The following is a 10,475-nucleotide window of genomic DNA, read 5'->3' as shown; positions in this document are numbered from 1 at the left end:
TAAGAAACCTCTCTCTCCAACTCTCTCCCCACTCGTTCCTCGCGGGGAGAGAGGGAAGTCAATCGGAGTCGTTGACCGACTCTCTTAATCGCGCCCGCGGCGGGCGGACGGCTTGTCAGCCGAAGATTTCATCCCTACTGTTAAGCCATGCTGAAACCTGTGGAAACGCATCAGGACGCGGAGAGTCTGCGGAACGCGCTTCATCTAAAATCGGCTGCGCTCCATATCGGTCAGGTTTAGGCCGGTCTAATCACCACTGGCCAACGGACCGCTGGAATCGTCCCTCAGCGCCTGGCCAAGGGATGGGGCCGGCTTCAATGCGGGCAGTTTGAGCCGCTTGATGGCGGGCTTGGGCAGCACTTTGGGCCGGGCCTCATCGGATTGCGCGGACGGCGCCGACGTTGATTTCGATTCATTGAGTTCGTTCATAAAACAGCAAAATGCGTCGCAAAGCAGGTTACGCTGTCCGGGAATTTGATTGCATAGTTCGTGCCGATTCTTCAGCTCAGCCGGGAAAATCTCCGCTGTCCCATCAGGTCGCACAACTGGGGTGTTCTCCTTCTGATGAACCGACCCACCCCTTCGCCCCTCCCAGGAGGGGACCTGAGCCTTGGGACGTTGGACGGAGCTTCCCTCCTGGGAGGGGAAGGGGTGGGTTCATCGGCCGTGTGGATGGGCCGTGGCTATGGCCGCTTCCCAGGGCACCCTACCGCGCCGGCATCGTGCGGTTGGCGATCGCTTCCGAAAGCAGCGCCAGCGCTTCCGCGCGCACCAGATTGCCTACTAATTTCGATTCGGCGGGATTGTTGATCACGGGAATGTTCCTCAGTTCGCTGGCCAGCAAAATCGGCAGCGCCGCCAGGAGTTTCTGATTCGGAGTGAGACCAGGCGGCGGCGGCCGCATCAGGTCGAAGGCGATGACGCTGTTCAATTCCTGGCCCGCGTTGAGATACTCCTTCATGTCCTGCAGCGCGACCATGCCCAGCAACCGCCGATCCCCGTCCACGACCGGGAGGAAATTATTCGAGCAGGTCAGGAAGCGGTCCGCGATTTCGCGAAAGGTCGCCGTGTCCCGCAAAGGCCGCACCGGTTCGCGCATCAAATCTCCCACCGTCTGCATGGTCGCGGCGCCGAGATGCTGGCTCTCCCGTTCGACTTCGAGTCCCTTCCGCCGCAGCGGCTCGGTGTAGATCGATTCGGCGTGGAATCGGCGCGCCACGAGCGTGGCAACCACGCAGCCGAGCATGAGCGGCGGCATCAGGGAGTAATTCAGCGAGATTTCAAAAATCATGATCACCGCCAGCAAGGGCGAATGAATCGTCGCGGCCAGCACGCTGCCCATGCCCACGAGCGCAAACGCGCCGACTTCCAGATCCGTGGCCCAGCCGATTCGATGAAGCACCAGGCCGAACAAACTTCCCAGCCCTGCCCCCAGAAAGAGCGTCGGCGTGAACACGCCTCCGACTGCGCCCGATCCCACCGTAATGGCCGTGCCCAGCCACTTGGCGAAGAAGATTCCCGCGAGAAAAAGGATCGGGAACGGCGTTTCGATCAGTTCTCCGTGCAAAATGCGGTTCGTGACGCTGTAGCCGTTGCCCCAGACTTCGGGCACAAAGACCGCCAATGCGCCCACGGCGAATCCGCCGAGCGCTAACTTTCCGGAAAGCGGCCAGCGCAGTTTGCCGAAGGCTTCTTCGCTATACTGCAGCATTTTCAAAAAAGAGGCCCCCAGAACGCCCGCCAGCGATCCCAGAATTACAAACCACGGCAACTGGATCAGGCTCGGAAAGTCGAACGCGGGCACGCGATACCACGGACCGATCCCAAAGAAGCTCCGCGAAACCATCGTGGCGACCACGGACGCAAAAACCAGCGGCGCAAACAGGCTCATGGAGAAATTCCCCAAAACAATCTGCGCGGCAAAGATCGCCCCGGCCACCGGGGCGTTGTAGGCCGCCGCCAGTCCCGAAGCCACGCCGCACGCCACCATCAATCGGAGCCGATACGGATGCCACCCGGCGAGTTGGCCGCCTTTCGAGGCCAGCGTGGCCGTGAGCTGGGTGATCGAACCCTCCCGCCCGATGGAGGCCCCCGTGGCGATGCTGACCAGCGAGGAGAACGCCTTGATCAGGGCGGTGCGCATGGGGAGTCTGCCGTCCCCGGCGACGACCACTTCCAGGATATTGGTCGATCCTTGAGGGCCGACCCAACGAAGCCCCCAGCCCAGAATAAAACCGGCCGCCAGCCCGCCCGACAAAGGAATGAATAATCTTTCCAGCGGATAAAGCGCATTGGCGATATCGACCAGATCCCCGGAGCGTCGCAAGCTGATGAGCTGCGCCCACTGGGTTGCCAGGTAGAAAAGCAGGTTGGTGAACCCTCCCACCACGCCGACCAGGCCCGCGAGCAGAAGATGAAAGGTTTCCTCACTGAACCGGAGCCGTTCCCGCAGGCGCAGGAAGTACTGCCAATGTTCCCGAACGAACGTCTTGGCCGCCGTCAAGGACCGCTGAGCGGTTTCGAGCCAGATGCTCACCGGCACAGTTTAATGAATTTTTGGCCCGGTTTACGAGTCTGCATTATCCGGAAATGGTCGAGACACCTTCGGCGTCACCAAACGAAATCATCAAACGCCTTTGACTGGGCCAACAATTCTTGGTGTGCCCCTCGGCAGCAATTGATTGCGCCGAAGGCGGTTTGGCAGTAGCGTAAACGCTGCCTCAATTCAGATTGATCATGAAGAAATGGATTGTCCTTGGTGCGATCGCTCTCGCGGGCGGCGCCTGGGCTTTGCTCAACTGGCGCAACCTGGAACCGGCCGCAAGCCGGGCCGAAAACAGCCTGGCCAACCGTCCGACCACGGCGGTAGTCGAGACGCGCAGCATTCAATTCAAGGTCTCCGCCGCCGGTGAAATTGGCCCGGCCGAGCAGGTTTCCGTGCGCCCGGAGATCAACGGCAGGATCAAGACGCTCGATGTCGATCTGGGGGATCGCGTCAAGAAAGGCGACGTCCTCTTCACCCTGGATGATTCGGATCTCCAGATCGAGAAGCAATCGCGCGAAACGGAAATCGACGGCGCCAAACTTCAACTGGAAAAGGCCGAGCGGAATTACCAGCGTGCCAAGGAGCTCTACGAGGCGGAACTGATCTCCAAAGAGCTGTACGAAGACACTAAAACCGAATTCGAGTTGGCCAAGAATTCCCTCGAACGCGCGCAAAAGAACCTCAACCTCCTCGAAGACCGGCTCAAGAAAACGCGCGTGGAGGCTCCGTTCGATTGCACCGTGTTGACGCGCCCCGTTTCCGTCGGCCAGGCGGTATCCGGCTCCGGCGGATTCAACAGCGGGACCGAAGTTTTGACCATTGCCGACCTCAATAACATGATCGTCAACGCGCACGTGAACCAGGCTGATGTGACGCGCTTGAGTGTCGGCCAGGAAGTGGGAATCGCGGTCGAATCCGTGCCCGGCTTGAATCTGAAGGGCGTGGTCGAACGCCTGGCGCCGCAGTCCACGATCAAGAACAGCATCAAAGGCTACCCGGCTCGTGTCCGGATCCACGAGAAGGAAATCGATCCGCGCGTTCGACCGGGCATGACGGCTAACTTGTCCATCCCGGTTGCGTCGTCAGAGAACGCCGTGGCCGTGCCGCTGGCGGCCGTGTTTACCGAGCAGGGCGAGCGGTTCGTGCTTGTGAAGAAGTCCGAGGAGGACAACACCTTCGAGCGGCGCCCGGTCCAACTGGGGATCGCGGACTATGATTACGCTGAAGTGCTCAGCGGCTTGCGGTCCGGCGAAGTCGTCTCTCTGGAGGACAAAGGATTTCGAACCGCGCCAGGATTGTCCGGAGGCCGAAACGACGGCATCGCAGGCGTTCGCTCGTCGGATGGGAGCGGGGATTCCGGGCGGCGGTCTGGCGCGCCTGCCGGACTGCAAAAGCCGGGCAGCACCGGAGCCAACGAGCCGCGCCGACAATCGCCAGCCGGCGCCGGCAGCGCGCCGCGTCCAGGCGGAACCGGCACGGGCGGCGTGCGGCCAACGACATCGACCGCTTTCGGACGCTGAGCAAGCCGCGCCAAATCGGCGAGTATCGAAAACCCGGACCAAACTCGTATGACCGTTTTGAATTCCTCATGCGTAGGTTCGGGATTCCACGCTGATTCCAGTAACCAACTTCTTGGCTGTCTGGAGATCCTCATCCCCCTCACCCCGGCCCTCTCCCTTGGGGAGAGGGAGCAGCGACCTCCGCATTTCGATGAGTCGAGCGCCCAGGGTTGCTCCCAGCGCGTGATGCCTTTTCCCCTCTCCCTGAGGGAGAGGGATAGGGTGAGGGGGAAGTGGACGTTCGAAATCCACGACGCAGCCACTGAAAATAGCGAAGAACCCCATTCGGATTTGTTTCGGATTTCGGATTTCGGATTTCGGATTTGGCGCTGCGAGCGGCTCAACCGTCCAACCTGATACTTACGTCTGTGGCCCTGGTCGAACTTCGCAACGTCAGCAAAATCTATCACCTCGGCGGCGAGGAGATTCGCGCGCTGGACGACGTCTCGCTCGACATTCAAGCCGGCGAGTTCATCTCCATCATCGGGCCGTCCGGCAGCGGGAAATCGACGCTCATGCACATCCTCGGCTGCCTCGACACGCCGACGAAAGGAACGATTCAACTCGATGGCATCATGATACACGGGGCTTCGACCCAACAGTTGGCGGGTATCCGCAACCGCAAGATTGGCTTCGTGTTCCAGTTCTTCAATCTGCTTCCCAAATTGAGCGTCTTGCAGAACGTGGAATTGCCGATGGTTTATAGCGGCCTCCCGGGACGCGAACGAAGAAACCGAGCTCTGGATGCGCTTAAAATGGTCGGTCTGGAAAATCGCTCGAAGCACCGACCCATGCAGCTTTCCGGCGGACAACAGCAACGTGTCGCCATCGCCCGCGCGCTCGTCAATAACCCGAAGATCGTTTTCGCGGACGAGCCCACCGGAAACCTGGATTCGCACACGGGCCACGCGATTCTGGAATTGTTTCGCAAGCTCAGCCAGGAAGGCCGGACCATCGCCCTGGTCACGCACGATCCGGACATCGCCGCCGTGACGCCCCGGCGCATTGAGATTCGCGATGGAAAAATAGCCAAACAATCGGACCCGAAACTGGCGGGACTGTGTGCCGCATGAATGCCGATGTTCGAATCTTGCTGAAGCGTAGCGCAGATTTTCAATCTGCTGTATCGCGGAATTGCATTCCGCAAGCGGCCGCCAAGATCGAGCGCTCTGGAACTTGCCGGAGCGCCGCCGATTGCAAATCGGCGATACGGCAGAGTGCAACTCTGCGCTACATCGGCTGACTACGAGACTATGGACCTTCTGAACGCCATCACCATCGGCTTTAAGGAAATCTGGGCGCACAAGTTCCGCTCGTTACTCACCATGCTCGGCATCATCCTCGGCGTCTCGAGCCTGGTCGCGATGTCGGCGCTGGTCAAAGGCATGGAGAATGGGATGAAAGAGGCCCTCATCGCCATTGGCGGTCTGGAGAAGGTTCGCATCGAAGAACAGGACATCCCCGCGCACCAGCGCCACCTCGAAGATCAAGCGGTCGGCTGCACCATCCACGATGTGTATGCCCTGCGCCGGAGCGCGCCGTTGATCAAGCTCGCGACACCGGAAATGCGCGTCTCGCCCGGAGGCGGCTGGGGCGGGCGCAGCAGCACGCTCATCACGCACGGCACGAAAACGCTCCGCGAACGGGCCAATCTCATCGGCACCTGGCCCACCGCGCTGGAAATGAACCAGCACGTCGTCGAACACGGGCGGATGTTCAATGAGATCGATGACGAAAACGCCTGGAACGTTTGTGTGATCGGCACGAGCATTCGCGATCAACTCTTCGGTTCACCCGAGGAGGTGGGCTATGAGATCGTCCCTGTCGGCCAGTCCATCAACATCAACAATCAACCCTTCCGCATCATTGGCATGTTCCAGCATTACGAAAGCGAGCAGGACCGCAAATTCCGCGAACTGGAGAAGGACCAGCCCAAACAAGTCCAGACCGGGCCGGAACGCCGCCGGGGCTGGGGCAGTGGCCGCGGCAGCGGGCAGAATAGCTGGGTGTACGGCATGAAGAATTCCACGATTTACATTCCGCTCAACACCATGTGGATCAAGTTTCGTTCCGGTGGCTTTGGCACCAACAGCATTCCCGATCCCCGCCTGTCCAGCCTCTACATCAAAGTGGCGGACATCGAAATGCTGGAGCCGGCCTTGCAGCAGGCCAAAAACGTCATGATGCACACGCACAAAGGAATCGAGGACTTCTCGTTCCAAACCCAGGAGAACTGGTCCGAGAACATCACGACCGCCATCCGCAACGCGCGCATGAGCGGCGGCTTCATCGCGGCGATCAGCCTGCTGGTCGGCGGCATCGGCATCATGAACATCATGCTCGCGAGCATCACCGAACGCATTCGCGAGATCGGCATCCGCAAGGCCATCGGCGCGACGCACGTCGATGTCTTCATCCAGATTCTCATCGAAAGCGTCGTGATCGCGCTCATCGGCGGATTGGCCGGGATGATCACTTCTTACGGATTGGTCGAAATGCTGACCATGCTCTCGCCGACGGAAAACACGCCTGTGATCACCGTGAATTCCATGGCGCTGGCGTTTGCGTTCAGCGCGCTGGTGGGCGTGCTGGCCGGCCTGGTCCCCGCCTTCAAAGCCGCCAAGCTCGATCCTATTCAGGCCCTCCGTTACGAATAGCCGTCACCGGGTTGAATGCCCAAGGTTCGGCACACCTGAGCGTCCACCCCTTTGCTGCGGATTTGTCCTAAATGGACTCCAAGAGCTTTTTCCAGGCCTGCCTATGCGAAGGCTGGGGGCTCCAGGTATCAAGGTGCTCTCCAACTTTACTCAGGAACACCGTTCGCATCCTTTCCCCGGCTAGCGCCAAGACGCCCCGAGCCAGTTCAAAAAAGTCAAAGACATACAGATTCTGTCCACTGGCGAATGCCGTCTGGACGCGCTCTTCAAGTGGCGCTTTGGCTTCGGCCTTGATCTCTGGGGCCGCAAAAAGGATGTCTTTGATCTTGGACTCGACCTGCTCCAAGATATCAACCAGCACATTCCAGCCGGGGATATCTTTCTTGCTGGCATCGTCCCGGAACATTCGTGGAATCCTCATCGGGTTCCGGATCATAATTCAGCCACACAGACTCCGTGCGTTCGCCTTTGGACGAATTGCAGAGCCGAGTGTCCGCGTCGATGCGCCGCCAACCTCGGTAAAGCCGGTTCATCAGCCCGCAATCATAGCCCGAAATAGCGACAGCCCCGCGCACTCCGTGGAGCACCTCAGCCAGATCGGCATGTTCTCGATCCGTCATCTCGAATCCGTACGCTTTGGCGTCTCCACGCGCCTCATGCGGGTACGGAGGGTCGCAATAGAAGAGCGTGTTCGGCGAGTCGTACCGTTGGATGATCTCCGTGGCCGGGGCATTCTCAATCTGGACGCGTTGAAGTCGCTGCACGATCTCAGGCAGCCCCTCGACACTCCCAAGCCAGCGAGAGACCGCTCCCGCCATACCGGCCCGCGAGGTCAAAACACAGTGTGCCCACCGGCCTTCGGAACTTGTCTGCGCAAGTCCAGTCCGAGTCTGACGCGCACGAACGAAGAAGCGGCGAGCCCGTTCCAATGCCGTCAACCCGGGTTCAGGAGTGCAGGCCTTCACGAGCTCCTCTCTTGAGAATGGCGTCAGACTAATCAGACGGACCAATTCCTCGCCCTCGTCCCGGAGGCACCGGAAGAAATTCACGACTTCTGAATCCAGGTCATTGTAGGTCTCTGCTGGAGCGGGCGGACGATTGATCAAGACCGCTGCCGAACCGCCAAACGGTTCGCAGAAATGGATAAAATAAGTCGGCAACAACGGTAAAATGAAATCGAGATGGGAGAATTTGCCGCCATAATAGCCGAAGGCGATCATCTTGCTGCGCCGCTCTTTGGCGCGAGCAATCAGACGGCGGTTGTTGAACTCCGAAGTCGCGGACAGACCATTGCTGCCGTTGATCTCGTTCCCGCGGTTCGAGCCGCGTTGGGTATCGGAAGCCGCCTTCATGTCGTTGAGACTCCGATAGCACGCGGGGCCGGTCAAATGCAAGCGCACGCTGTACTGCACACTTTCACTCAAGAATTACGGACGATCGATCGCAATCGAGTGCCGGCAATGGGGACACACTTCGTGGATCGGCCAGCGGTCGATCTGAAAATGGAGGTCGAGCGTCCCGCCGCACGACGGGCAGGGTGTGCCGCCCCTTGATGTCGCTCGCGCCGGAGTAGAGCTTGCGCACGGCGAAAAAGACCAGCGGGGCTCCGAGCAGCGCCACGGGGATCGCCACAAAATGCACCAGGGGGATCGGGATCATCAAGACCGCGGCCACCAACACCGCGCCCCCCAAGCGCAACGCTTTCTTGCGAACGTCCGCTTCGGTCCACGCGCTGCGCTCAATCTCTCCGTGCGCGATTTCGCCCTGCGTGCCGGTCGACGTGACTGCGATTCGTTCCGTTTTCGGCATTGGGGGCTCAGAACTGCACGTGGTTCAGCACGGAAAAAGCAGTTGGGCCCACGAAACACACGAAACACACGAAACACCCAAACCAAACGGGTTGCGAAGGAAACGATCCGCACCTAACCGGTGAGCGTGTCTCGAAGGTCAACACCTTCTCCTTTCGTGCCTTTCGTGTGTTTCGTGGGCCCCACCGCGGTCCAAAGTCAACAGACTGGGAAGGTCTCTGAAGCGCGCGCAGCATTACGGAGCGAGCGCGGCCAACGGCTTGCCCGCTCCGGGCGCGGCGCGGTGAAGCTGTTTTCGCAACTCCCGAATTACGTCCGCGTGCGCGGCGTCCTGGGCGAGGTTCTTCAGTTCCTGCGGATCGCGTTCGTGGTCGTAAAGTTCGACGCCGCTTTTGCCGCTGTTCCATTCCGTGTAGCGCCAGCGTTCGGTTCGGATGGAGTAACCCATCAATTTGACACGGGTCGACTCGGGGATGCCGTTGGTCACGGGACGCTCTACTTGCCGCGCGACCTGCGTGATGGCCGGTTTGGTCCACGCCGCTTCGGGATTCTGGAGCAACGGACGCAGGCTTTTGCCGTCGAGTTTGCCCGGCGCGCGCACGCCGCAGAGGTCGGCGAGGGTCGCGTGCAAATCGACCAATTCCACAGGTCGCGGACAAACCTGGCCGGCGTTTTTTCCGTCAGGCAAAGCGAGGATGAGCGGCACGCGCGCGGCGTTCTCAAAGATGGACATCTTCTGCCAGTAACCGTGCTCGTAAAGGTGATAACCGTGGTCGCTGAAGAAAACCACAATCGTGTTGCGCGCCAATCCCAGGCGATCCAACGCGTCGAGCACCCGGCCCACCTGGGCGTCCATGAAACTGGTGGAGGCGTGGTAAGCCTGGATGGCCAGGCGCCGTTGCTCGTCCGTCATGCGATCCTCGACCGGTTTGAACGGCAAGGCAGGCTTTGGAATCGTGCTCCGATAACCGGGCGGGACGGTGGGCAAGTTGATGCGATCGGGCGGATAAAGTTCAAACCATTTTTGGGGCGCGACATACGGCGTGTGCGGGCGATAGAAGCCCACCGCCAGGAAGAACGGCCGGTTCTGTTTCTGAAGTTTTTCCAGCAGCGCCACGGCATGGGTCGCGCCTTCGCCGTCGGTTTGCTCGGTGTCCGCGCCTTCCGCCGCCAGCCAGCTTAAGGTGGCGCCAAATCGGCCCGGGCCGGTGGCATTGGGTTGAATGGAAATGATTTTGTCCTCGTCATCGCGGTCGCGCCCCCGGGGATTGAACCGGTAATGCCAGCTCTGGAAATCGTCGTAGCTATCCGTGCCGATGTGCGCCGGAACGCCGTAATGGTAGAGCTTGCCGATGCGCGCGACGTAATAGCCCGCGCGCATGAAAGTCTGTCCGAGCGTCTGCACGCGCGGCGACGTCTCTCGCAAGTGCGTGGCGTTTTCGTAAATACGGATCGTGTCGGGCCGCAACCCTGTGAGGAACGAGGCGCGCGACGGATTGCACAGCGGGAACTGGCAATAGGCCCGGTCGAACCGCACGCCGCGAGCCGCGAGCCGGTCGATATTCGGCGATTTCACGAGCGGATCGCCATAGCACGCCAGCCGGGCCGCCAGGTCATCCGACACCATGAAAAGGACATTGGGTTTTGTGGCGGCGACGACAGGCTGAACGAACCAGGATGAGATCGCGACGAAAACCGCCGCACCGTAGATTTTGAGCAGCGCATTCATGAAGCAGGGATTTCTTCTCGCAAATCGCACGGGACTTGGCGAGTTCTTCTTAGACTTAGTGGTCCGTTTCGTAAATACGCTCACGTTCGTTGCGCCCAATTTGGCCTGGGGCAAGGCGCGACGAGCGAGCATCCCCCGCCAGTGGGGCTGTGACCGAGGAGCAACGCAGCCCCAGGC

The 10,475-nt window shown here is 60.2% G+C and carries 9 protein-coding genes; 3 read left to right on the top strand and 6 right to left on the bottom strand.

Going from position 1 to position 10,475, the window contains the following annotated elements; genetic code table 11:
* Positions 1 to 246: 246 nt before the first annotated feature.
* Both FJ398_21515 and FJ398_21510 read right to left on the bottom strand, forming a co-directional pair.
* Complete coding sequence (locus FJ398_21515) at positions 247 to 429, bottom strand: hypothetical protein (GenBank protein MBM3840492.1); 183 nt, start codon at positions 427 to 429, stop codon at positions 247 to 249.
* A gap of 277 nt (positions 430 to 706) precedes the next feature.
* On the bottom strand, positions 707 to 2,536 hold the full coding sequence (locus FJ398_21510; GenBank protein MBM3840491.1) for a ClcB-like voltage-gated chloride channel protein: 1,830 nt from the start codon (positions 2,534 to 2,536) through the stop codon (positions 707 to 709).
* Positions 2,537 to 2,736: 200 nt separating this feature from the next.
* Between FJ398_21510 and FJ398_21505 the strand changes: the two genes are divergently transcribed.
* The 3 genes from FJ398_21505 (at position 2,737) to FJ398_21495 (ending at position 6,761) form a co-directional block, all read left to right on the top strand.
* The gene (locus FJ398_21505; protein ID MBM3840490.1) at positions 2,737 to 4,065 is read left to right on the top strand and encodes an efflux RND transporter periplasmic adaptor subunit; all 1,329 of its coding nucleotides are present in this window, start codon (positions 2,737 to 2,739) and stop codon (positions 4,063 to 4,065) included.
* Between the two features lie 413 nt (positions 4,066 to 4,478).
* On the top strand, positions 4,479 to 5,177 hold the full coding sequence (locus tag FJ398_21500) for an ABC transporter ATP-binding protein (protein MBM3840489.1): 699 nt from the start codon (positions 4,479 to 4,481) through the stop codon (positions 5,175 to 5,177).
* Between the two features lie 180 nt (positions 5,178 to 5,357).
* The gene (locus FJ398_21495; GenBank protein ID MBM3840488.1) at positions 5,358 to 6,761 is read left to right on the top strand and encodes an ABC transporter permease; all 1,404 of its coding nucleotides are present in this window, start codon (positions 5,358 to 5,360) and stop codon (positions 6,759 to 6,761) included.
* 67 nt (positions 6,762 to 6,828) lie between these two features.
* Here FJ398_21495 and FJ398_21490 read toward each other — a convergent pair whose 3' ends face one another.
* The 4 genes from FJ398_21490 to FJ398_21475 all read right to left on the bottom strand — a co-directional run bounded on the left by FJ398_21490 (position 6,829) and on the right by FJ398_21475 (position 10,298).
* Entirely contained in the window at positions 6,829 to 7,167 is a 339-nt protein-coding gene (locus FJ398_21490; protein ID MBM3840487.1) for a hypothetical protein, read from the bottom strand.
* Entirely contained in the window at positions 7,112 to 8,113 is a 1,002-nt protein-coding gene (locus FJ398_21485; protein MBM3840486.1) for a DNA adenine methylase, read from the bottom strand. The genes FJ398_21490 and FJ398_21485 overlap by 56 nt, the downstream gene beginning before the upstream one ends.
* A gap of 64 nt (positions 8,114 to 8,177) precedes the next feature.
* Positions 8,178 to 8,570, bottom strand: a complete 393-nt coding sequence (locus tag FJ398_21480; protein ID MBM3840485.1) for a hypothetical protein — start codon at positions 8,568 to 8,570, stop codon at positions 8,178 to 8,180.
* Between the two features lie 234 nt (positions 8,571 to 8,804).
* A complete protein-coding gene (locus tag FJ398_21475) occupies positions 8,805 to 10,298 on the bottom strand; it encodes a sulfatase (GenBank protein MBM3840484.1) in 1,494 nt (497 codons plus the stop codon).
* Between the last annotated feature and the right edge of the window lie 177 nt (positions 10,299 to 10,475).

This window comes from Verrucomicrobiota bacterium (genome assembly GCA_016871535.1).
Lineage (GTDB): Bacteria > Verrucomicrobiota > Verrucomicrobiia > Limisphaerales > SIBE01 > VHCZ01.
Note: the sequence above shows the minus strand (reverse complement) of the source record. Positions and strands in the feature narration are given on the sequence as shown.

What these genes read in the sequence shown, in the direction of transcription:
- FJ398_21515 (MBM3840492.1), bottom strand. Translation starts at nt 429, where the DNA reads ATGAACGAACTCAATGAATCGAAATCAACGTCGGCGCCGTCCGCGCAA.
- FJ398_21505 (MBM3840490.1), top strand. Translation starts at nt 2,737, where the DNA reads ATGAAGAAATGGATTGTCCTTGGTGCGATCGCTCTCGCGGGCGGCGCC.
- FJ398_21495 (MBM3840488.1), top strand. Translation starts at nt 5,358, where the DNA reads ATGGACCTTCTGAACGCCATCACCATCGGCTTTAAGGAAATCTGGGCG.
- FJ398_21490 (MBM3840487.1), bottom strand. Translation starts at nt 7,167, where the DNA reads ATGTTCCGGGACGATGCCAGCAAGAAAGATATCCCCGGCTGGAATGTG.
- FJ398_21485 (MBM3840486.1), bottom strand. Translation starts at nt 8,113, where the DNA reads ATGAAGGCGGCTTCCGATACCCAACGCGGCTCGAACCGCGGGAACGAG.
- FJ398_21480 (MBM3840485.1), bottom strand. Translation starts at nt 8,570, where the DNA reads ATGCCGAAAACGGAACGAATCGCAGTCACGTCGACCGGCACGCAGGGC.
- FJ398_21475 (MBM3840484.1), bottom strand. Translation starts at nt 10,298, where the DNA reads ATGAATGCGCTGCTCAAAATCTACGGTGCGGCGGTTTTCGTCGCGATC.